This window comes from Sinomicrobium soli, from assembly GCF_003285545.1.
Taxonomy (GTDB): Bacteria; Bacteroidota; Bacteroidia; order Flavobacteriales; family Flavobacteriaceae; genus Sinomicrobium.
The window spans coordinates 104,449-127,751 of sequence record NZ_QLNV01000010.1 but is presented as its reverse complement, the minus strand read 5'-3'; the positions used below and the strand labels follow the sequence as shown (position 1 = coordinate 127,751).

The window sequence follows — 23,303 nt, the reverse complement described above, 5'->3', positions numbered from 1 at the left end:
ATGAACGCACTTCAGGTGGCAAAGACCGCAGAAGCCCTAAAAACCCTATGGGCGGTGTTTCCGGGCAACTTCATTCCTGGATGTTTCACCAAAAATTTTTCAGGTTTTCAATAAGACTTCATCTACCAATCCGAGTGTTTTGGCCTCCCGGGCGGTCATCCAGTGATCCCGGTCTGAGAGTTCCCTGATCTTTTCTATGGTATTGCCCGAATGGTCGGCTATGATCTGGAATAATTCGTTTTGAATTTTTAAAACCTGTTGTACGCTGATTTCCATATCCCGGGCAGTACCCTGGGTTCCGCTGGACGTCTGGTGGATCATCACTCTCGAATGTTTCAGCACACAGCGTTTGCCCCGGGCGCCTGCGCACAGCAGTACTGCGGCCATGGACGCTGCTACCCCGGTGCAAATGGTGGCCACGTCGGGGCTTATGTACTGCATGGTGTCGTAAATGCCGAAACCGGCATAGACCGAACCCCCCGGGGAGTTGATGTAAAGCGAAATGTCTTTTTTGGTGTCGAGAGATTGCAGGAAGAGCAATTGGGCTTGTATGATGTTGGCGGTTTGGTCGTCTACGGCCTGGCCCAGAAAAATGATCCTGTCCATCATTAAACGGGAGAAGACATCCATTTGAGCAACGTTCAACGACCTTTCTTCCACAATATAAGGTGTGAGGGACTGGGTGATGTATTTTTCTGTGCGGGTTGAACTTATCCCGTGTTCTGACCTTGCGTATTTTGCGAATTCCCGCTCTATGTGTTTCATGGTATTGGATTTTAAAATGAGTCAAAAGAGGTGCTGTTTCTTTTACCTGAAAAGAAATGTATTTATGTAGTATGTTTTGGGTGAATTAGTTACGGAACAGGCTTGATATCTTGCTTTTCAGGGTGTTTTTTGCATGGGGGTGAAACAATTCGTTATACACGTCTTTAATTTCCCGCCGCAATGCTTTTCTGCCTAATCGTTGTATGCAATCTATAGTTATTCTCTGCTGCGCTATTTCCTGTTCGAAATCGGGGTCTAAAATGCTGTAGGTCTCAAACAGCGCTTTCTCTTCCGGACTTAAAGCATTGGCATGGAAAAGAAGTTTTTCGATAAGTGCTATTTTATTCAAAGAAACTCTCATAGCTCAGGGCATTTTGTTTAACGGTTTCACGCACTTTTTCCAGGCATTTGTATTTCTGTACCGCTGTGGAATGGTTGGTGGAAAAACCAAATTCTTCTCTTATGGTTTCGGTTTTTTCATTGTCGTAATAAAAACGCTGAAGCAATTGCACACATTTTTTCCCTGCGGTGTCTAACAACTGCAACAACCGGTTTTCGGACACTGTGGGCTCCGGTTCTTCCCCGGGATCTATAGTGGCATTCTGGAACCTGGCTTGGTCGGTGGAATGTTTGAACCAGAGGTTTTTACAAACCCCGAACAGATAAGCCTCTTCGTTGGTATGGAATGCGGTGTTCCTTTTTTCGTACAACACGATAAGGCCTTCCTGAAAAATATCCCTGGCATCGTCCAAAGTGCCTCCCCGCTTGGCGATAAAGGAGGCCACCTTTGGAAAATATGAGATATACCATTGTTTGATGAGTTCCTTTCTTTCCATTGTAAGGTCCGTTTTCTTATATGTACGGAAAGTAGTCATAAAATCACCTCGTTGGATGAAATTTTTTTAAAAAACAAATGTAGTGGGGGCTTAAAACTTAAAAAGTGCATGGATTTATATATCTCCAACCCGGGGAAATACGGGTGTTTTGTGAGATTGATGTGTATTATGAAGAGAAATGCTTATATTTGATACTGTTGCCAACCATTAAAACGGATATGATGAAAAAATGGAGTTTTACATTGAAAAATAATCCTGAAGAGATTTCGGAAAAACTGGAATCTTCTCTTGGGGGAGCTCACCTATTTGCGCGTAATAAAAATAATGAAGATTCCATACAATTTAAAATTCGTAAACGACTATTGGTAGGGTTGGATGGCCTTGATGTGGACAATAAGGTTATTCTTAATGGTAAAATTTTTCAAACAGGAAATGCTGAAAATGGGTCAAATGTTGAAATATCGTTTTCTAAGCATCTTAGGTTAAAATTAATAGTTTTTTTTAATATCATACTGATATTAGGTTTTTTAGCTGCACTGATCCTCAAGTCAAGCAGTAATGTGTATATATTTGTTTTTGGAGGGTTATTGTTAGCAATAGGAGTTTTAATAGTACTTCACGTAGAGAAGGAGTTCAATCATAAAATTCTGGAATACAAGGCTTTTATTTCCAGGGTATTGGAGGTTTAAAAGGGAAGGGATTCAGAGCCCATATTAACGGTTACATAATTCTCTGCTTTTCGCTATGTTTCATATACTGCCAAACACGAGGGTTGTGAATGTCTTTGATTTCGAAGTCTGCTATAATAGTATAGAAGATATACGAACATTCGGATCCTTTTTCTGAGAGGGAGCTTAAACTTAGTTTATGGTCACTTATCTGTTTTTTTTACTTTCTTTTATCTAAAACAAACAAAGTCATACCAGAAGGATATAAGATACGTGGTGCTGGGTATTTCGGAGTTGTTCCGGGATATTCACCAAATACTACATGCTTTTATAGAAAAACTATTAATCATTGTTTTTATGTCTCTTATGGTTGAAAATCTATGGCTTAGAACAAGTTTAATACATTTGAGTGTTGGCGATCATTGAACCGGGAACAAGGAAAATCAACAAGATGAAACCCGCATAGATGGGCTTGATATGGCCAAGGTAAATGCCTACACAAAAGGAGATGAATAAAGTAAACGTTTTTTAAGGAATGGTGATCCCTATTTATGATTGCGTAATTGCTTAAAAAAACAAATGTTTAATTTTGATTTTATTCGCATGACAGTTAATGGCATCGGAAAACTTAAGGAACCAGGCATCAATGCACTAAACCACTACATTGAAATATGGAAAAAAGTAAGTTACTCGAAATGAATAACGTGGGTATCGTTGTAGAAAACCTCGACAATGCCATTTCCTTTTTCACAGAAATCGGACTGACACTTGAAGGACGGGGAATGGTTGAAGGTGAATGGGCAGGACAAGTAACAGGCCTGGAGAATCAATCTGTAGAAGTGGCGATGATGGTTACCCCTGATGGACATAGCCGACTTGAAATCTCAAAATTTCTAACACCCGAAACCATTTCTGACCACAGAACAGCACCTGTTAATTCACTTGGTTATCTACGCGTGATGTTCAGGGTTGACCATATTGACGAGTTGGTTTCAAGACTTATCAGACAAGGTGCGGAACTTGTTGGAGAAATAGTGCAGTATGAAGATGTGTATCGACTTTGTTACATCCGCGGAACAGAAGGAATTTTAGTAGGGCTTGCACAACAGCTCAATGAAAAATAAAAAAAACAAACCGCCGGCAATGGCTATAAGTAACCTGCCAGGCAGGTATTCTGCCAAAGCTACGCCTGGACGTTTTATAGGAAATACGTTACAACACAAAGCATAGCTTTGGTTTGCGTTCATGCCAATTCGGGAACTACTGCTTCCAAATCCTGCCTGTACATATAGCCGGAACCGTTGTAAGCAATTTGATGAAGTCCGGTGTTGGGACCTTCGATAGCAGTATGTTGTGGTGATGACGGTATTGAAAAGAAGATGAGTAAATGTTCAGATCACTCCTCCCCAAACGGGTTCCTGAGGGTGATGTCGAATGCGATATAGTGCCCTACGTGGTAAAAATCCTTGCCGAATGGGTTGCTCATGTAACCGAGGTTCAGGGTAATGTTCCGGTTGGGCAGCTGGTGTGAGTAATATACGGAAAACCTGCTTTCGCGGTATTGCCAGGCATCCCATTGGTCTTCCTTGTTGGAAGCGATGAGAAATTCTGCTGCAGCAATCAGCCGTTTGCTTTTGTCGGGGCTGAGGTTTACGGTCATTTTTGAAGCGAAACGGGTACGGAACTGGGCCTTGTTTTTGTAAGGATCGAATTCCGGGGTATAGAACAACCGCAGTTCGGGCCGGAAAGTAAATGAAAAGTTGGTGAATGTTCCCGGGATCAGGTAGGAATAGCGGCCGTATAGCCGTATTTCCTGCCTGTGGTCGTAAGGAGGGGCATCGTCGAACTGGTTCTGCCAGCGGTAACTGATAGCGCCTGAATATTTCCATCGTTTGGCAAAATGATGTTCTATCTCCTGGTTGATCACATAAATCATTGCCCTCCCAAACGGGGTGTCATTGCCGTCGCCGTTAATACTGCCCATACCTGCATAGGTGGTTGAAGTGATGCCTTTTTCGGCATTGAGGTCCTGTTTGACCCCCACGGCAAACCAGGAAGACGCGTTTACACCATCTCCAAGCCCGGGAGGGGTGATCTGGGCATGAGCGGAACTCATTAATAAAAAAAACAATACTGCACCAAATGTAAATTTCATAACCATATATTGGATGAAAGATTAAATTTTCTTACACAGGATCCTAAAGATCATGCAAAAAAAAGGAATATTTTGTAATTCCCCATATTGACGATACAAAGAAAAACAAGAAATTGGGAAGAAATTGGGAATACCGGAAAACATGTTTTTTGGGGCTGGTACCCGTGATATTATAGCTTCTTGTTCTTAAATTACGGGATTCCTCCAAATCTTCTGATTAGGGCATGCCGTGATAACTCCCCGGACTTTATTCTCCTGTCCGGCTTGTCGGCCATAACTGTCTTGCTTCCCTTTACCTGCTCTTCCGGGGTATTGGATGTTGTTTGAACAATTTAACTGCCAATAATCAAAATGTTTATTACAACTTGTCAGCTTGAGGTGTCCACACGGTGGTTTACCTCTGTGGATACCTGTGAATTTTAATAGCCGATTGCAGTTTGTGCCTGGCCGGGAGGTGGTTTGGTAAAGAATACGATTACGGAATATGAATGGGGAGATTATAGTTGTTGTGTTGTTTGTTAATATAAGTGGATTTTTATTGACATAAACTAAAAATAAAAGCTTAATATATATTAAAATCGTAAAATAATCCATTTAAAGGGAAGTAATATCCATATCGATTAGGGATAAATGACATTAAATTTGGGAATAGGTATTTCGTAAGATACTGTAATCAATCCATTTAAAAACACCATTATGAAAACACTTCATTTCCCGGGTCATATAAACCGTATCAGGAAATTATTAAAGATATGGGGCCTGTCAATATTGTTTTTTTCCTGTAATTCCGGGCAACCGGACTCGTCGGACAGACTTGATCTGTCGGGAACATGGGGGTTCAGGATAGACGCTGCGGATATAGGGACAGACCAGCAGTGGTTTACACAGGAGTTTGAAGAAACGGTGTCCCTTCCCGGTTCCATGACGACCAATGGCAAGGGAAATGAGATACAGCTTTCTACCCCCTGGACAGGGGGGATCGTGGATTCTTCCTTTTTCAGGGACCCTTCTTATGAAAAATACAGGCAGCCCGGAAATATAAAGGTTCCGTTCTGGTTACAGCCTGAGAAGTATTACAAGGGAGTTGCATGGTACCGGAAGGAGATCGAGATCCCGCCGGGGTGGGAAGACCAATCTCTTGAATTCAGGATAGAGCGGGGACACTGGGAGACCACAGTATGGTTGGATGACCAGCTCCTGGGGACCGAAAACAGCCTGGGAACGCCACAGGTTTTCAGTCTTCCCGAACATCTGGTTGCAGGGAAATACATCTTGTCGGTTAAGGTAGATAACAGGATCGGAGATGTGAATGTGGGGATCAACTCCCACAGTATTTCAGACCATACACAGTCTAACTGGAACGGTATGGTGGGCGCGATTTCCATAAAGGCAAAGCCGCTTGTTCATGTTGAAGAAATGGCCCTGTATCCCGATATTGATAAAAAAGAAGTACAGGTAAAACTTATTGTGGCCAATGAGACGGGCAGGGCACAGACGGTGAATGCCCGGTTTGAAGTTAGCGGGGCTAATGGGCGCCTTGAGGAGAAACGGGCAGAGATATCTCTCGAAAAGGGAATGACCACTTTTCAACTGGATTATCCCATGGGAGATTCGCCGGCTCTATGGGATGAGTTTGACCCAAACCTGTACGAGATGTCCGTTCAGCTGAAAGGAGAAGATATCACAGCGGTCCGGAAAGAAAAATTCGGGATGCGTAAAATTGGTTCCCGTGGCTCCCAGCTTACCATTAACAACAGGCTTACCTTTATGAGAGGAACCCTGGAATGTGCCATATTCCCGAATACGGGATATCCGCCTACTGATAAACAGGAGTGGAAAAGGATTATAGAAGTGTGTAAGTCTTTTGGGCTCAATCACATGAGGTTTCATTCCTGGTGTCCCCCCAAAGCTGCATTTGATGCTGCCGATGAACTTGGGTTCTACTTTCAGGTGGAATGCAGTTCATGGGCAAACCAGGGGGCAACTATAGGAGATGGAAAACCCCTGGATACCTATGTCATGGAAGAGAGTGAGCGCATGGTAAAGGCTTATGGAAACCATCCTTCATTTTGTTTTATGGCTTATGGAAACGAACCGGCAGGAAAGCATCATGTGGAATACCTGACAGATTTTGTAGAGCACTGGAAAGCCAGGGACCCCCGGCGACTGTATACTACAGGTGCAGGGTGGCCTGTAGTGGAACAGAACGATTTTAACAGTACCCCCGACCCCCGGATACAGCGATGGGGCGAAGCGCTGAACAGCATTATCAATAAAGAACCTCCCAGTACCGATTATGATTGGAGTGATATCATATCGCAATGGGAACATCCTACGATCAGCCATGAAATAGGACAGTGGTGCGTATACCCCGATTTTGAGGAAATATCGCAATATACCGGTGTACTTAAGCCGAAGAATTTTGAAATCTTCAGAGACCGGTTATACGATAATGGCCTGAAGGGTATGGAAAGAGATTTTTTAATGGCCTCGGGAAAACTACAGGCACTCTGTTACAAGGCAGATATAGAGGCTGCACTTCGTACCCCGGGTTTCGGAGGTTTTCAGTTGCTCGATTTACACGATTTTCCCGGACAAGGAACTGCCCTGGTAGGGGTGCTGAACCCTTTCTGGAAAGAAAAAGGATATATCAGTGCCGAGGAATACCGCAGGTTTTGTGATGCTACTGTTCCCCTGGTGCGCCTGTCCCGTCGTGTTTTTACCAGTGATGAGTCTCTGGATGCCAGGGTGGAGATTGCTCATTTCGGAAAGGAACCCCTGGATGCTGTTGTCCCGGAATGGACCATAAAATATGAAAACGGCGAAACCCTTGCCGGGGGTGATCTGTCACAGACCGATATACCTCTGGGTAACGGGATCGCCTTGGGGAATATACACTATGCCTTTTCTGAGGTCCGGAAACCGGAAATGCTTACGCTTGAAGTATCGGTAGGGCGTTACGTGAACTCCTGGCCGATATGGGTCTACCCGGCAAAGCAGGAGATGGAAGAAGAAGACAGGGTACGTGTTGCGAGGCACCTTGGAGACCGGGAGAAAGAGTACCTGGAAGAGGGAGGAACACTGCTTCTGTCTCTCCCGGAAGGGAGTTTGAAAGATGAGGCCGGGGGAGATATTGCCGTAGGTTTTTCCAGCATATTCTGGAACACGGCCTGGACCAGGGGGCAGCCTCCTCATACCCTCGGGATATTTTGTGACCCGGACCATCCTGCATTCCGGTATTTCCCCACGCAAAGCCACAGTAACTGGCAGTGGTGGGATGCCATGACACATGCCCATGCTATCCGGTTAGATTACCTGGACAGTGAGATGACCCCGGTATTGAGGGTTATAGATGACTGGTTTACCGCCAGGTCGCTCGGCCTGCTGGTGGAATGCAGGGTAGGGAAAGGAAAATTACTTATCTCCGGGATAGACCTGGTAAAAGATCGGGATAAACGTCCGGAGGCCAGGCAGCTGCTGTACAGCTTGAAACGCTATATGAACAGTGATGCGTTTAGTCCGGAAACACAGCTTTCCTTTAACAAGATCAGGTCTCTGATAAAATAGAATCAATCAATAAAAACCAAAACGATGGAAAAAGAATGCTTTCCATGCAATAAGCGGAAACCGGTGTATTACCTGATGCTGATCGGGTATATGCTGTGCTTTGTGAAACTGCATGCTGTAGTGAATATGCCAAATTCACAGGACATGATTACCGGAACAGTGATTTCGGCGTCAGACGGTGCTCCCTTGCCCGGGGTGAATATTCTGGTAAAGGGAACGGCCCAGGGAGTGGTTACCGATTTTGACGGAAACTACGAGATTGAAGGGGTTGCTCCGGATGCCGAGCTGGAGTTCTCGTATATAGGATTTAAGACACAGACGGTGGCAGTAGACGGAAGGAGTACCGTAGATGTTTCGTTGGTCGAGGACCTGGAACAACTGGATGAAGTTGTGGTGGTCGGTTACGGAACGCAGAGCAGACAGAAGGTTACCGGTGCTGTTTCATCGGTGAAATCGGAAGATATCGTTACGCAGGGCTCCAATACGGTAGAAAAGGCATTGCAGGGAAGGGTTCCCGGGGTACAGGTAGAGTCTGCCGGCGGAGACCCGGGTTCGGGAGTGCGTATCCTGATCCGGGGTACAGGTTCCCTGGGCAATAATAACCCCCTGTATATAGTAGATGGTGTACAGGTAAGCGACATCAACAACCTGAACCCTATGGATATAGCATCGATGGATATATTGAAGGATGCCTCGGCAGCAGCTATTTACGGGTCGAGGGCAGCCAATGGTGTGGTTATTATTACCACCAAAACCGGGAGAAAAGATGAAAACACGATCGATTTCAGTACCTATTACGGTTTTCAGACCATCACGGATAAACTGGATGTGCTGAATGCTGCCGAATGGGCCGGGGTAAGTAATGCGGCCCATGACAATGCCGGACTGGGAAGGCTGGATATAGCGTCAGACCCGGGATCTCTGGGAAAGGGAACAAACTGGCAGAACGAGATATACAGAACAGCCCCGGTTAAAAATTACAATCTCTCCGCCAGTGGAGGAGGGGAACATTATACCTATAGTGTGTCTGGGGGATATATGGAACAGGACGGGATTGTTAAAAACACCGGTTACGACCGGTGGAACCTCCGTTTTAAATCGACCCTGACCAAAGGGAGGTTCAAGATAGGGGAAACCGTGATACTGTCTAAGGAAAACTGGAGAAACATGGCCGATGGATGGGGCGGTCAGGGCGGAAATCCCGTAGGGTCGGCACCCAAAATGATACCGGTATTCGACGTATACAACCCGGATGCCGTAGGAGGATACGGAGGGGCGTACGGACCTGTTTTGAATGTTGCCAATCCGGTAGCACAGCTAAACCTTGAAGACCTTGAAGAGCATTCCAAGGAAGCGATAGTAAATGCTTTTGCAGAAGTCTCTATCCTGGACGGGTTAAAATACAAGCTCAATCTCGGGTATACCAGCACCAGCGGATACGATTATACCTATACTTATCCTTACGAGGTGGGAACACTGTTTACCAACCTGGATTCCGATCTTTATGAAGCGAGGTACGAAACGGAGTATACCTTGGCAGAAAATACCCTGACCTATGACAAGACCTTTGGAAAACACAGTATTAATGCCCTGGTGGGATATACCTTTCAGAATACCAAGTACAGGATTCTTACGGGAGCCAAGAGCGGAATGCCCCCTGGTGTGAACGTACTGGATGCGGGAACGACAAATATCGCATCCGGCAGTAATGCCTGGGAGAACAGCCTGGTTTCTTACCTGGGACGGCTGACCTATTCGTTTGATGATCGTTATGTACTTACGGGAATACTGAGAAGAGACGGGTCTTCGCGTTTCGGAAAAGATCAGCGGTTCGGGAATTTCCCTTCACTGGCTTTTGCCTGGAACCTGTCGAACGAACCCTTTTTTGCCGGACTCCAGGAAACGATCGATATAGCCAAGTTACGGTTGAGTTACGGGGTTCTGGGAAACCAGGAGTTTGACGACTATCGTTTCAGCCCCGCGATAAACCTGAATACGAATTATGTGGTGGGACGGGAACAGCTGTTGTGGCCCGGGGCCATACAGACCGCATTTGCCACGCCGGATATCAAGTGGGAAAGCTCAAAAACATTTAATGTGGGAACAGACCTGAGTTTCCTGGACCGGCGCCTGGAATTTGTCTTTGATTATTTCGTCAAAAAGAATTCGGACGTACTGCTACAGGTACCTATTCCTCTATCTACCGGCGCCAGCGGAAACAGTCCGTATATCAATGCGGGGCAGATTATCAACAAGGGGTTTGAGGCCTCGTTGAATTTCAGCAACTCAGGGGAAGAGTTTTCGTATCAGCTTACGGGGACCATCGCTTCTGTAGACAATGAGGTCGATTTTCTGGGTACGGGGTCACAGCAGATCTTTGGCGGGCAGCCTACACATCACGGGGCCTCTGCCACCGTAACCCAGGCCGGGCTTCCCGTGGGGGCATTTTACCTGATAAAGACCGACGGGATTTTCAATTCGGCAGAAGAGGTCAATGCCCATACACATGAGGGGGCATTGATACAGCCTAATGCCAGGCCGGGAGATATCCGTTTTGTAGATCATAACAATGATGGGCAGATCGACGAAGACGACCGGCAATACCTCGGAAGTCCGAACCCGGATTTTTCGTATGGCCTGGGAGCTGCTTTCAACTGGAAGAATTTTGATATGAACCTGTTTTTCCAGGGCACACAGGGAAATAAGATCTATAACGGGTTACGACAGGATCTCGAAGGTATGAATCTGGAGATCAACTATTTGAAATCGACACTGAATGCCTGGACCCCGGAAAACCAGAATACTGGTATGCCTCGTGCTGTTATCAACGACCCGAACCTGAATTCCAGAACATCCGACCGGTTTCTTGAGGATGGTTCCTATTTCCGTTTTAAAACCTTTCAATTGGGATATACACTCCCCGAAAATGTGCTGAAACTGGCTAAGGTAAAAAGATGTCGCATTTATATAAGCCTGGACAACATCTTTACCATAACGGATTACAAAGGTTATAACCCCGACCTGGGAAGGTCAGGGTCTGTACTGGACAGGGGGGTAGACTTCGGCCATGTGGCTTACCCGCTTTCGAGAACCTTTTTAACCGGAGTTGAACTCTCGTTTTAACCGATAGATAAAAAAGCCTTATGAAATGCCCGGGACCAAATTTCCGTACACTTACCGATATGATCATTAGGGCATTCCCTGTCCGCCGGCAGGCGGGCATCTGACCTATGAAAAACAAATAAAAAAGAACAGATGAAAACCCGTATTTTAATACTGATAGTCCTTCTTTCAGCCTTCTGTGGCTGTGACGATGAACTGGACCAGACCAATCCTAATGTGATTACCCAGGAAAATTACTGGAAAACGGAAGACGATATACTGTCGGCTCTCGCAGCGACCTATAAGGTGTTGAGAGATGTCAATAACGGTTATTGGGGAGTGAGAGGAGTGGAACTCACCAATGGCCGGGGAGACGATTTTTTTATCCGCAATGATGTGAAAGCATTATACGAACTCTCGACCTTTACCAATACGACGTCTACAGGCACGCCGGCCGGTATTTTTACCGGTTGCTATACCGGTATTTTCAGGGCCAACCAGATTCTGGATAACATAGAAACAGTAGAGGGGATTACCGAAGAGGAAAAGGCGGTCTATATTTCCGAAGCCAAATTTCTGAGGGGGCTGAATTATTTTCACCTCGTGATTAATTTTGAATCGGTGCCTGTTTTTACTACGGTTCCCCAAAGCCGGGAAGAATATTTTGTGGCAAACTTGCCGGAAGCGGAAGTCTGGGCACAGGTAGAAGCCGATTTTAGCGATGCGATCACAAATCTGCCGGTAAGCTATGGCGACGAATGGATAGGCAGAGCCACAAAAGGCGCTGCGACCGGATACCTGGGAAAAGCCTACCTGTACCAGGAGAAATGGGCTGAGGCTGCCGGTGAATTTGCAGTGCTGGCTACCCCGGAAGGAATGGCTGAAGCACCGTATACCTATGACCTGCTCGCTGATTTCCAGGATAATTTTGTGGCGGAGAACGACAACAATATAGAATCTGTTTTTGAAATCCAGAATCAGAATGTAGGAGGCTCCGATCCGTGGGCCGGTGAGAATGCCGATGAATCACAGGGTGTAACCACTGCCCAGGAGTTCGCACCCGCTGAAGCAGCAGGATGGTTTGAGGCCTTTCCTACGGAAAAGATCTTTGAAGAATTTCAGAAAGAAAAAACCGTTGACGGGGATCTCGATCCCAGGATGTACGCCACTCTTGTCTGGGATTATCCCGGGGCCATGTATTACAACAGGGCGTTTTCCGAATTCGAACTGCAGTTCGGGTATAGCTCCATGTTCAGGAAGTACCAGAACTGGCAGGATGACAACGAGGGCATATGGATATCGGAGATCAATGAAAAAGCCCTTCGGTTTGCCGATGTTCTGCTGATGTATGCAGAGGCATTGACCATGCAGGGAAACCCGGAGGCAGCGGCTCCGCTGGTGAACCGTATCCGCAGCAGGGCCAATCTGCCTGACATATCCGGCCTGGGGCAGGAGGCGATGATGGCCGAGATCCGTCATCAGCGGATGATAGAGTTCTTTCGCGAAGGACTTCGTTTTTACGACCTGAAACGCTGGAGGCTTATCGGGGAGGAAATTGAAAACAGCGACAAGGTAGGAAAAGAATTCCTGAGCCTCCCCAGGCATGAGTATTTCCCCATTCCGCAGGGAGAGATCAACACCAACCCGGAGATTGAACAGAATCCGGACTGGTAAGACCTCGGGACTATACCTCCTTTTTATGGGAAAGCATATCACAAAATCACTGTTTCCGGTGATTTTGTGATAAGGTTCCGGAGTTTATCTTTGAAGGACCTAAAAATGTTTTTATGAATGCTTATCCCGTAAAAGGACTCGAACAGATAAAGGAACTGCTTCCCCCGGATTGCTGGTTCTGTGAAAGTATGAATCACGGAATGACTGATGGCGACAGGGCCCTGTATATGGAAGGGGATATAAACCTGGACCACCTGGACCTGGACTTTTCTTTTGACGGGGATGAGGTAGCCTATAGTCTTATCCTGGTAAATGGTGATCTCAGGGCAGGAAACATCAGTAACAGGGAGACCGACGGGGCAGTAGGGCTTATCGTTCTCGGTAACCTGAAGGCTGGAAACATTGTTGTGGGTGGACAGGAGATTTATGTTGCCGGCGATCTGGAAGTGAACGGACTGTACTGGGGAGATTACAATCACGGAAACCTGGTCGTTAACGGACATATCGGGGTCAATACTTTTTTGAGTACCGACTACGGTTTTGATCATCAACGCTTTAGTGATGGCCGGGGGGTAGATTATCGTCACTTTTTCTGGGACGAGGCGGAAAGCATCTTTGAACGGGAAGTGCTGGAACCGGTATTTCACCCGGAATGTCTTTTGGACGACGACGACCTGGTTGATGCCCCTTATAGTTATAAGGACTGGCTGAATGATTCTGAGATATTCTACCGGATGAAGGAAGGGCTGGACATACTGCTTGATGATGGTAATATGCCCGTTAAGAATGAAGAGGTACCCCTGGTTTTTGAAAGCCTGGAGTTTAATGGCCATAACCTGAAGCGTTTGAGGGAATCGCCGCTTTTTACGGATGCTTTCGGAGCGAAAATATCCGGAGATTACCAGGTCGTGGAATACTGGAAGGGGGATGATTTTAAAAGGGTAAGCGTGCAACAGCATACGGAGGGAAGTGAAAGGGTGTATTTCCAGAGTGGTGATAAGGCAGTTTTGATCCGGTATGAGAAAAATACTTCGGGAGCGTTGCAGGTCGCGGTAATCTGCAGGTATATCGAAGAAGGAACGGAAACGAAATGGTATTATTACGATCCGGAACTGCCCGAACACGAGGTGTTCGGTCCGCTGACGCAGCCCATGTGGGAGAAATTGCTCGTGGAATGGAGTGAAATGGAACACCTGCGGGAGCGTTTCAGGGAAACGGTTACTGTCGGGGAGGTACAGGCCATACTGGATTTGCCGGTAATCAGGCAGAAATACAGCGATTACTACAACGATGATGCCGAACAGCTGTGGTTTGGCAATTGTAACTGGCAGTTCAGGCAGGCCGATAATCCCGGGGGGAAATGTGCGCGTATCAGTGCGGTTGTACCATTGCAGTATACAGGAGATAAAGACTGCGGAGAGAACGGTGCTTTCGGGTTCTTTCATTTTGATCTCGACACGGGTGATGAGGGCTCCCGGATTAACCTGTATACCCAGTATACCGATGATTACAACAGCGCTGTTTCTGCCGTAAGCTGGTGGGATACGGAACGATATGGAAGAGCGATAAAATACTTCAACGACCTGAAAAAGCGTATTTATGCCCTGAATGAAAACTGGTCATGATCGTAAAGCCCTTTCTTTTACGGCGGTTGCCGGCGATAACGGACCAAGAAAAATCATTCGGGAAAATACCCTTGGATGATTCCTTTTTTCGTATGCGTTTGCCTGCATTAACTTCATTTTTTTTGCTTTGAAAATAGCAATTTATAGATCGCGGCCGGATTTTTATGTTATTTTTGCTTAAACGTTTTAGCAAAATACGGGGCAAAATGATCTTTTCTCCCGGCGAGGATGGTTAAAACGATTTCACTGTTAAGAACCATATATAGTAACAAACACACGCTTTAATGAACAATCAATCATCCAATTCGCAACCGCGGTACCTCGTACCGTTGATTGCGGTAACCGTACTGTTTTTCATGTGGGGGTTTATCACCTGTATGAATGATATCCTTATTCCGTATTTACAGCAGCTTTTCAATCTTACCTATTTCCAGTCGATGCTGGTACAGTTCTGTTTTTTCGGTGCCTATTTCCTGGGGTCGCTGGCCTATTTTCTCGTGTCCCGTTTCCGGGGAGACCCGATCAACCGGATAGGTTACAAAAAGGGAATTATAGCCGGTATTGTACTTGCGGCTTCCGGCTGTGCCCTTTTTTACCCGGCAGCCACTTTTTCGGTATACGGGCTCTTTCTCGGGGCATTGTTTGTTCTGGGGCTGGGGCTTACCGTACTGCAGATCACGGCCAATGCCTATGTGTCCCTTCTCGGTCCGGAGGATTCCGCATCGAGCCGGCTCAATATGACCCAGGCTTTTAATTCGCTGGGGACTACCATAGCACCGGTTCTGGGAGGGCATCTTATTTTTGAATTTTTTGCCGGAGAAGGCGGCAATATCAGCCCGGCAGCCACACGTATCCCCTACCTGGCCTTTGCCGTTGTTTTTGTACTTATCGCATTGATGATCTACCGGGTAAAACTCCCTTCTTTTACTCCGGATGAAGAAGAAAACGCTGAGACAGACGGTCTGGGGGCGCTGAAGTTCCCGCAGTTGCGGCTCGGGGTTATCGGGATATTCTGTTATGTGGGCGGCGAGGTGGCCATAGGGAGCTTTATGATAGGCTTTATGGAACTGGACAGCATTGCAGGCCTGTCTGAAACCGTGAGTAAAAACTACCTGTCCATGTACTGGGGAGGTGCCATGATAGGCAGGTTTCTCGGGGCGGTATCGCTTAACCAGTCGATGTCCCCATCCAAAAAGCTGGCCAGTATGGTGGCCATTGCCGTAGGGGTTTTTGCCCTGGTGTACAGTATTGTAGACCTCAGTTTTAGCCAGATGAGCTTTTTTATCGTGTTTATCATACTCAACCTGCTGGCGTTTTTTGTCGGCCGTTCCAGGCCGGCGTCTACCCTGGCCATTTTTGCTGCAATCAACGTATTACTGCTACTGGCAACCATCTTTTTTGACGGGTATACTGCCATGTATGCCGTTCTGGGTATCGGGATATTCAATTCCATCATGTTCTCCAATATCTATACCCTGGGCATACAGGGACTCGGGAAATACACCAGCCAGGGGTCGTCCCTGCTGGTCATGGCCATCCTTGGCGGGGCCATAGTCCCGTTGATACAGGGGTTTGTGGCGGATACACCGGTGGGATTGCACCGGTCTTTTATCGTGCCGGTATTCTGCTATCTGTATATACTGTATTACGGGGTCTACTGTTCCCGGAAAAAGCTACCGGTACAGGGCGCAGCCCATTAGGGGGTATCAGTAACTTATTAACTTAACAACCCAATAACCGATACCACACGAATAACGGATTTCCTGTATTGACAGAAAGGGAGTGGAAACGTACCTTCGCAGTTCATTTGCGATCCGGGAATGCGGAGGATGCTTTCCGGTGAATGTTTGAACAGGAAGGTTATGAAAATCAGGAAAATACTTGTAGTGTCGGCTTTACTTCTTTCCGGTTATTTCGGAGCGGCACAGGTGGTAGAGGTTACCGTACAGGCGGAAGACGAACCGGGGGATGCCCTTTCCCGTTTTGTAGGGGGATTTGCGAGGATAGTACAGGACGGGAAAAGTTTTTATATAGATACTACCGGGCAGTATGCCTTTGATAAAATATATGACGGGGAGGGTTTTGGCAAGGCATGGGCCGTGGAACAGTTCCGGGAGGAAACAGAAAGCGACCCGGACGGTATTCCCCGTACTGTTTTTGCCGTATATCGCGGCAGGGACAATAAATGGGGTGTTCTTGCCCCCGACGGATCCTGGTTGCTGCACCCACGGTATAATTATACGGACGAAATATTCCGGAAATACGGTATACTACCGGAAAATACCGGAAATACCGGCAAAGCCGGAAGCCCGGACCTGGAGGTTTTTGAAGATCATACCGGCCTGGACGGTACCCGTTTTATGGTAATGTCGGAAGGGAAATGGGGGGTATACGACCTGGAAAAAAAGGAGATGACCGTACCTGCCATATATGAAAAGATGGACTATTGCTGGGGTTGCGGGCTCAAATCGGATTACGTCTATGCGAGTATGGATGACCGATGGGGTGTGGTCTCTTTTGAAAATAAGGTGTTGGTGCCCTTTCTTTACGAACATGAACATTGGGGAATGCGTAGTGACGACTGGGTACAGGCATTTAAAAGAGATGGCGTACCGGTACTGATCTATATTCCCGATGCGAGGGAATTCGCAGGGGGAGAATTGATGGAAGGAGGGTTCGTCAAGACCCTTGCAGGCGGAAAACGAGGCCTGTCGGATAGCCGTGGTAATGATTTATTGCCCCCGGTTTATGATGATATACGTACTGCCCATGATATATACAGCCAGGACCGGTGTCCGTTTTTCCTGTTGAAACAGGGAGATTATTACGGGATAGCCGATATACATGGGAAAGTAGTGCAGGAACCCCGTTATGAAGATATCAGGTTTTACCGGGATTACCTGATCTTCAGGATGGACGGAAAGTACGGTATCATGGATATCGAAGGGAGCGATGTGTTGCTCCCCGGTTATGATGATATATATCCTTTTGAAATATCCCGGGCAGATGGTACCCGCAGTTACCTGTTCAGGACGGAAGATGCAGGGATGTATGGTTTTTATAACCCGGAAAATGATGTTGTGGTACAGCCTGCATTTCACAAGGTGGAAGGGGCTTATAGCGGTTATATCGGGGGCACTGGCGTAGAGCTTCCCGGGCTGGTACAGGTGGAATACGACGGAAAAACGGGATTGCTGGACCCCGAAGGAGAACAGGTAATGCCGCTGCAATACCAAAGCTGGGATCATTACGACAGCCAATACCCGCAACTGGTGGTAGTGGAGCGCAACGGGAACCGCGGACTTTTCGATATCGTACTGAAAAAGGAGGTTATTCCCGCAGCATACGGCGATGTGCGCAAACAGGAACGCAAAGATCTTGTCGTCGTGAGTACCGAGGCCTACGGTCAAGGTAATAAAGGGCTTTTTACTGTAGAAGGAAAACAGTTGTTGCCGGTGGCTTATACAAAGCTGGAACCGGTCGGTGACCTCGGGATATCGGTGAGCAGGAAGGTGTATGGAAAAAACGGTGCTGAAATAACGGTAAGCGGCCTTTTCGGTTTTGACGGAAGAGAAATACTGCCTGTGGAATACGAGGGGATATCGACACTTTCCAATGAAGTATGGCTGCTGGAGCAACCGGGTAAAAACCAGTTGTTCCTGCCCCGTAAGGAAAAACGGGTTCCGCTGAAATATCCCGTAGTCTGGAAAACGGGGTCGCCGGAAGTATTGCTGGTATCGGAAGACAGTCTCTCCGGAAACCTGTACCGGACTTCCGAAAACAGGATATTGCCCCGGGAATACAGTGCTTATTATTACAGCCGTAAACCGGATACTGCGAATACACTGCCTGTAATAAGGGATTTTAATGATGGCCTGGCCCGGATAGATATCACGACTGGCAACCGGCATAAATATGGTTTTATCAATACTATGGGGGAAGCGGTGGTCCCTTTGGAATATGAGCTGGCCTCTGACCGTGTCAAACACGGTATGATCCTTTTGGGAAAACAGGATGATTCCGGGACAGGAAATATAAAGTACGGTTATGCCGACCGTACGGGGAAGCTGGTAGTCCCCCTGGAATATGATTATACCGCACAGGGCGATCCGGTGTATCGCACGGAAAACCACCTTTTGCTGCTGAAGAGGGAACCCGGCGGAATGCAAAGGTTGTTTATGGGTATGGCAGGACACCAGGGAAAAGTGCTCGTCGAACCGCAGTTCAGCAAGGTACTGCCCTTTAAGAACGGAAAGGGCTTTTTGCTGAAAAAGGGAGGAAACCGGTATATAGACAAGAATTACTACGGAAACCGGACCCCCCCGGTAAAATTCGGCGTAGCTGACCCCGGTGGCAATACCGTGATACCAACGGTATTGGACGACATTGCTTTTGACGGCTTGTTGTATCACTTCGATATTACCGTCGATCTCTCGTTCCCGGTGCTGGGTAAGGAAGGGGAGGAGTGGAAGTATTATACCGGAACAGGAGAGAGTTTGAAATGGCTGGGTAAAACGCTTCAAGAGTTTATCCGGTAACACAATAATAAAAATTAATTTAATTACACTGTAATTAATAAAAAAATTTATTAATATTGTTGTCGTTTAATACAGCCATCTTAGTACATGAAAAGTTCGACCGTTTCTTCGGGAGTTAATACCTTATATGTTATCTTTCTTTCCCTGGTAGCCGCACTTGGCGGTTTTCTTTTTGGTTATGATACTGCCGTGATTTCAGGAACCATAGGAATGGTCTCCGAACAATTTCACCTTGATGCTTTTGCCCAGGGGTGGTATGTAAGTTCAGCCCTGATAGGTTCTATGGCAGGTGTATTGGCAGCGGGATGGCTGAGTGACAGGGCAGGAAGAAAGAGGGCTATGGCAGTGTCGGCGGTTTTCTTCCTGGTTTCGGCTATAGGCTGTGCCCTGGCGGCAGAAATGACATTTCTCATCGTGTACCGTATACTGGGGGGAATAGGTATTGGCATGATCTCGATCATATCGCCCATGTATATTTCTGAAATAGCACTTGCGCGTATAAGGGGAGGGCTTGTATCGTTATATCAACTGGCGATAACCATAGGGTTTGTCGGCGCCTATATCGCTAATTATAATTTACTGGAGTTTTCGGGTAGCAGACATTTCGGTGAAGGCGTATTAAACCTTGTCTTTCACCGGGAAGTATGGAGGGGCATGCTGGGGATGGAAGCAGTTCCTGCTTTTCTTTTTCTGGGGGTAATTATGTGCCTTCCGGAAAGTCCGAGGTGGTTGTTGCTGAAAAAAAAGCGGACAGAAGCCGGGAAGGTTCTGCAAAAAATATACGGATCTGCCAGACAGGTATCAGAGCAGATAAAGGCAATTGACCACGGTTCCGGGCAGCGTGGGGGCGGAATGTCAGCTATATTCAGACATAGTGTTTTCAGGAGAATGGTATGGATAGGAGCCGCCATCGCCCTGCTCGGACAATTTATGGGGGTCAATGCGGTCTTGTATTACGGACCGGTGATTTTTGAGAAGAGCGGGCTATCCGGAGGCGATGCCCTGTTTTATCAGGTGCTGATCGGGAGTATTAATGCCATTACCACGATATTGGCTTTGCTGATTATAGATCGTGTGGGACGAAAATTCCTGGTGTATCTGGGAGTAAGCGGTATGATTGTTTCGCTGGTATTAATCGCTCTTTACTTTACCTTTTCCGGAAGATATGGCCTTTCCGATATATGGCTGTTATGCTTTTTTCTCGCGTACATTTTTTTTACGGCAGGCTCTATTTCGGCGGTGATCTTTGTACTGTTATCCGAGATGTTTCCTACCGTTATCAGGGGAAGCGCCATGGCTGTTACGGGGTTTGCCCTCTGGATAGGAACTTTCCTGATAGGGCAGTTTACCCCCTGGTTCCTGGATACGCTGACCCCACAGGGTACTTTTGTCTTTTTTGCCATTATGTGTTTGCCATATCTGTATATTATTCACAGATATGTGCCTGAAACCGCCGGGAAAAGCCTTGAGGAAATCGAGGAATTCTGGTTCCGGAAATAACGGGGTGCTTTTCAGGTATTTAACAGCCGGTTCTTGGCGAGAAGGCAGCTGCCCCAAACCCCGGCCTCGTCACCGAATTCCGATAATTTTAGTTCGGTATCGTTTTTGACCAGATTAATGGAATATTTATTGACAGACATCTGCAGGGGAAGAAAAAAATGATCTCCGGTACTTGCAAGGGCTCCCCCGAAAAGAATCAGTTCGGGATTATAAAGGTGAATGAGTGTAGAAACAGCCTTGCCGAGTTTGGCTCCTATGGCCCCTATTAACTCTATGGCCAGCATATCGTCCTGGAGAGCAGCCTCGATAATATGTGACATTTTTATATCCTTGAGCGTATATTGATGTTGCAGCCCGGAAGTAGAACCTGATTGCAGTTTTTCCCTGAACGACTGTACCAGGGCACGGCCGGAAGCCTCGGTTTCCAGGCACCCTTTCTTTCCGCAGCGACAGATGATCTCATTGTTGAAAAAGGGGATATGTCCGAATTCTCCGGAATAACCGGATTTGCCGTAGTGCAGGTTGTTGTCGATCATGACTCCCAGGCCTATTCCGTAATCGGCATTGACATATAATATGTTGTCACGGTTTTTGATACGGTTAAGATGAAATTCCCCGAATGCTTTTGCCCGGGTATCATTTTCTATGAAGGTGGTAATACCGGTTTTTTGACGAATGATCCTGTTCAGGGGTTCGTCGTGAAAGTTGAAATAATTATGACTGTATCCTGTTTGATGATTAACCCTTCCGGAAAGGTTAATCTCTATCCTGACGATCTTGTCTTTCCACGCTGTTTCCCTGTCTATAAAAGTATTTATTAATGTACAGAGACGGAGCAGTGAACTTTCGGTATTTTCCAGTTCGTAGGGAATGTTTTTCTCAATACAGATAAGATCTTCGTTAAAGTTGATGAGACCCACATCGACATGATGCTCCCGGACATTAACTCCCAGGAAATAGATGGAATCACTTATCAAGCCAAAAAGCTGTGGTTTACGTCCCACTCCCGTCTCCATTTTGCCATAGTCCTTTACCAGACCTATGTCTATGAGTTCCTGCAGCAAGGCATTGGTCTTTGGTGCACTGATATTAAGACTTTTACTGATATGATTGATCGTAGTCTTTCCCTTGTGATCGAGATAACGAACTATTTTTTTCTTTAATAGCAAGTTCTTATAGGTGACACCTGATAAATGCTCATCGCTCAGTTCGGTAAAGAAATCCTGATATACATCTCCTGTCATTTCTGTAACTGATATGATGTTCCAAAAGATAAAAATAGCCAAAAAAACCTATTTGAAATGTCTCTTCTGTAAATTATTTAATAAGTGTCGGGTTTTGTGATAAATAGATTTTATAAGCTAATGTATACAGGTAACTATACTACAGTGACTTGTTAACCTTTATTTAATCATTTTGTATTATTAAATTAATTTTTTAATAATTGAAATATTAATTAAATATTTTTATATTAGCACCTGGTTTAGCTGTTAACAGATTAACCTTAATCTCCAAAACTTAATTATGACCTTTCAGCTTGATATATAAGCTACCTGTTTATGACTTTTTCTGCTGTTGATGTTCCGGGTGGTATTATCGACAGAACGGGTTAGAACAAGCATATCAATTAACTAACAAATATTTATTCAGAAATATGAAAACAAACTATTCAAGAATTATGGTGGTCATAATGCTGATTGTTACGGTGTTATCGTGTTCCGATGATCACCCTGTTGAGCCAGATAGAACTTCGAGACCAGGTAGTATTTCGGCATTGCGCAAGGTAGAGATACACGACGGGTTGAAATTTGGTGAAACTTCTATAAAAGGAGTGGTTATTTCAGATTTTTCACATGGAAATTTTGAGAGTGAAATTCTGGCAGTTCAGGAAGCGGGAAAGTTATCCGGCATATTACTGGAGTTGACCAATGCCATTAATTATGAGTCTGGAGAAGAAATAGACATTAATCTTGATGGTGCCACGCTCCATTACGTGAATGGCGAATTACGGGTAAAAAACTTATCGGCCGTAAATGTAGCTCCGACCGGTAATAAAATAGACATTACACCGCATTTGTCTGATATTGCCACCATAGCAGCGGAATCTCAATTCTGGGGGCCGGTCCTGGTGGCTGTGGAAGAAGTTACATTTACTGCGGAAACCGGCACAATAGGTGGGGAGAATACTATTGATGACGATATTGTTTCTGCAAAACTGACCGTATTGGAATCTGCCGATTTTTATAATGAAAAGGCCCCGGAAGGGTTTGCACAGGTTATCGGCATCAACAGGACAGAAAATGACGTGCTGAAGGTCTATCCGCGTTCTATGGAAGACTTGGCATTGCTTATTACGGAGCTAAAGGAGGATTTTGAAAACGATACGTCTACGACTTACGATAACCATAACCTGAATTTGAGAACGGGTAGCTGGAGACTTTCAGGTGGTATAACAGCAGGAACCACTGCCGATCTCAAGTTCGGAAGTCAGAGTATCAGGCTTCGGGGAGACCTGAACAATGAACTCAGGGATGGAATCCTGGAAATGCAGTTTGATTTGCAAGGCGTAAAAGGGGTACGGTTGTCACACGGTATTTACCCGGCTTCTGCCGAGGTGAGTAACGTAAATCCCACCACGCTGGATTTAGAGATTTCTTATGACCAGGGAAGCACTTATGAATTTGTGGCATCGTTTACCATAGATATTAATTCGGAGGTGCTTATTACTGAAGAAGTAACCCTGGATACTGCAGACCCTGACCAAAACGTAAGATTCAGACTGGTTAATTCCTCTGTGCCGTTTGCCAATAACAGAAAGCCCAGGATTAGTATTGACGATGTAATCTTTCTCTATTAATCATCTAAAAGAATAT

At 46.1% G+C, this 23,303-nt stretch carries 15 protein-coding genes; 10 read left to right on the top strand and 5 right to left on the bottom strand.

Annotated features, from left to right (window positions below):
• Nucleotides 1-99: 99 nt before the first annotated feature.
• The 3 genes from DN748_RS13775 to DN748_RS13765 form a co-directional block, all read right to left on the bottom strand.
• On the bottom strand, nt 100-765 hold the full coding sequence (locus DN748_RS13775) for a ClpP family protease (RefSeq protein WP_112372406.1): 666 nt from the start codon (nt 763-765) through the stop codon (nt 100-102).
• Nucleotides 766-850: 85 nt separating this feature from the next.
• A complete protein-coding gene (locus DN748_RS13770; RefSeq protein WP_146746619.1) occupies nt 851-1,126 on the bottom strand; it encodes a hypothetical protein in 276 nt (91 codons plus the stop codon).
• Nucleotides 1,107-1,601: an RNA polymerase sigma factor gene (locus tag DN748_RS13765; protein ID WP_146746618.1), complete on the bottom strand. Its 495-nt coding sequence runs from the start codon at nt 1,599-1,601 to the stop codon at nt 1,107-1,109. The genes DN748_RS13770 and DN748_RS13765 overlap by 20 nt, the downstream gene beginning before the upstream one ends.
• Before the next feature lie 104 nt (nt 1,602-1,705).
• Between DN748_RS13765 and DN748_RS13760 the strand changes: the two genes are divergently transcribed.
• Both DN748_RS13760 and DN748_RS13755 read left to right on the top strand, forming a co-directional pair.
• Nucleotides 1,706-2,290, top strand: coding sequence for a PMP-22/EMP/MP20 family protein (locus DN748_RS13760; RefSeq protein WP_083564995.1), 585 nt, complete (start codon nt 1,706-1,708; stop codon nt 2,288-2,290).
• A 650-nt stretch (nt 2,291-2,940) separates the two neighbouring features.
• On the top strand, nt 2,941-3,393 hold the full coding sequence (locus tag DN748_RS13755) for a VOC family protein (RefSeq protein WP_112372403.1): 453 nt from the start codon (nt 2,941-2,943) through the stop codon (nt 3,391-3,393).
• Nucleotides 3,394-3,665: 272 nt separating this feature from the next.
• On the opposite strand, the gene DN748_RS13750 is transcribed toward DN748_RS13755, so the two are convergent.
• Nucleotides 3,666-4,424, bottom strand: coding sequence for a DUF2490 domain-containing protein (locus tag DN748_RS13750; RefSeq protein WP_161554567.1), 759 nt, complete (start codon nt 4,422-4,424; stop codon nt 3,666-3,668).
• 696 nt (nt 4,425-5,120) lie between these two features.
• Here DN748_RS13750 and DN748_RS13745 point away from each other — a divergent pair.
• From DN748_RS13745 to DN748_RS13715, 7 genes are all read left to right on the top strand, one after another.
• Nucleotides 5,121-7,991 carry a sugar-binding domain-containing protein gene (locus DN748_RS13745; protein WP_112372401.1) on the top strand — a complete coding sequence of 957 codons (2,871 nt, stop codon included), beginning with the start codon at nt 5,121-5,123 and terminating at the stop codon, nt 7,989-7,991.
• A 24-nt stretch (nt 7,992-8,015) separates the two neighbouring features.
• A complete protein-coding gene (locus DN748_RS13740; protein WP_112372400.1) occupies nt 8,016-11,114 on the top strand; it encodes a SusC/RagA family TonB-linked outer membrane protein in 3,099 nt (1,032 codons plus the stop codon).
• A gap of 132 nt (nt 11,115-11,246) precedes the next feature.
• Nucleotides 11,247-12,767, top strand: coding sequence for a RagB/SusD family nutrient uptake outer membrane protein (locus DN748_RS13735; protein WP_112372399.1), 1,521 nt, complete (start codon nt 11,247-11,249; stop codon nt 12,765-12,767).
• A gap of 113 nt (nt 12,768-12,880) precedes the next feature.
• Complete coding sequence (locus DN748_RS13730) at nt 12,881-14,392, top strand: hypothetical protein (RefSeq protein ID WP_112372398.1); 1,512 nt, start codon at nt 12,881-12,883, stop codon at nt 14,390-14,392.
• A 284-nt stretch (nt 14,393-14,676) separates the two neighbouring features.
• Nucleotides 14,677-16,092: a sugar MFS transporter gene (locus tag DN748_RS13725; protein WP_112372397.1), complete on the top strand. Its 1,416-nt coding sequence runs from the start codon at nt 14,677-14,679 to the stop codon at nt 16,090-16,092.
• A 162-nt stretch (nt 16,093-16,254) separates the two neighbouring features.
• Nucleotides 16,255-18,930, top strand: coding sequence for a WG repeat-containing protein (locus DN748_RS13720; protein ID WP_161554566.1), 2,676 nt, complete (start codon nt 16,255-16,257; stop codon nt 18,928-18,930).
• 87 nt (nt 18,931-19,017) lie between these two features.
• Nucleotides 19,018-20,430 (top strand): sugar porter family MFS transporter, encoded by a 1,413-nt coding sequence (locus DN748_RS13715; protein WP_112372395.1) that lies wholly within the window; start codon nt 19,018-19,020, stop codon nt 20,428-20,430.
• Nucleotides 20,431-20,441: 11 nt separating this feature from the next.
• Here the strand turns inward: DN748_RS13715 and DN748_RS13710 are convergent, their stop codons facing one another.
• Nucleotides 20,442-21,674 carry an ROK family transcriptional regulator gene (locus tag DN748_RS13710; protein ID WP_112372394.1) on the bottom strand — a complete coding sequence of 411 codons (1,233 nt, stop codon included), beginning with the start codon at nt 21,672-21,674 and terminating at the stop codon, nt 20,442-20,444.
• Between the two features lie 410 nt (nt 21,675-22,084).
• Here DN748_RS13710 and DN748_RS13705 point away from each other — a divergent pair, with 410 nt between their 5' ends.
• Nucleotides 22,085-23,287 (top strand): DUF5689 domain-containing protein, encoded by a 1,203-nt coding sequence (locus tag DN748_RS13705; RefSeq protein ID WP_146746617.1) that lies wholly within the window; start codon nt 22,085-22,087, stop codon nt 23,285-23,287.
• Nucleotides 23,288-23,303 lie beyond the last annotated feature (16 nt).

Excerpts from the sequence above, each read along its gene's own strand:
- DN748_RS13775 (WP_112372406.1), bottom strand. The coding sequence starts at position 765 with ATGAAACACATAGAGCGGGAATTCGCAAAATACGCAAGGTCAGAACAC.
- DN748_RS13770 (WP_146746619.1), bottom strand. The coding sequence starts at position 1,126 with ATGAGAGTTTCTTTGAATAAAATAGCACTTATCGAAAAACTTCTTTTC.
- DN748_RS13765 (WP_146746618.1), bottom strand. The coding sequence starts at position 1,601 with ATGGAAAGAAAGGAACTCATCAAACAATGGTATATCTCATATTTTCCA.
- DN748_RS13755 (WP_112372403.1), top strand. The coding sequence starts at position 2,941 with ATGGAAAAAAGTAAGTTACTCGAAATGAATAACGTGGGTATCGTTGTA.
- DN748_RS13750 (WP_161554567.1), bottom strand. The coding sequence starts at position 4,424 with ATGAAATTTACATTTGGTGCAGTATTGTTTTTTTTATTAATGAGTTCC.
- DN748_RS13745 (WP_112372401.1), top strand. The coding sequence starts at position 5,121 with ATGAAAACACTTCATTTCCCGGGTCATATAAACCGTATCAGGAAATTA.
- DN748_RS13740 (WP_112372400.1), top strand. The coding sequence starts at position 8,016 with ATGGAAAAAGAATGCTTTCCATGCAATAAGCGGAAACCGGTGTATTAC.
- DN748_RS13735 (WP_112372399.1), top strand. The coding sequence starts at position 11,247 with ATGAAAACCCGTATTTTAATACTGATAGTCCTTCTTTCAGCCTTCTGT.
- DN748_RS13730 (WP_112372398.1), top strand. The coding sequence starts at position 12,881 with ATGAATGCTTATCCCGTAAAAGGACTCGAACAGATAAAGGAACTGCTT.
- DN748_RS13725 (WP_112372397.1), top strand. The coding sequence starts at position 14,677 with ATGAACAATCAATCATCCAATTCGCAACCGCGGTACCTCGTACCGTTG.
- DN748_RS13720 (WP_161554566.1), top strand. The coding sequence starts at position 16,255 with ATGAAAATCAGGAAAATACTTGTAGTGTCGGCTTTACTTCTTTCCGGT.
- DN748_RS13715 (WP_112372395.1), top strand. The coding sequence starts at position 19,018 with ATGAAAAGTTCGACCGTTTCTTCGGGAGTTAATACCTTATATGTTATC.
- DN748_RS13710 (WP_112372394.1), bottom strand. The coding sequence starts at position 21,674 with ATGACAGGAGATGTATATCAGGATTTCTTTACCGAACTGAGCGATGAG.
- DN748_RS13705 (WP_146746617.1), top strand. The coding sequence starts at position 22,085 with ATGAAAACAAACTATTCAAGAATTATGGTGGTCATAATGCTGATTGTT.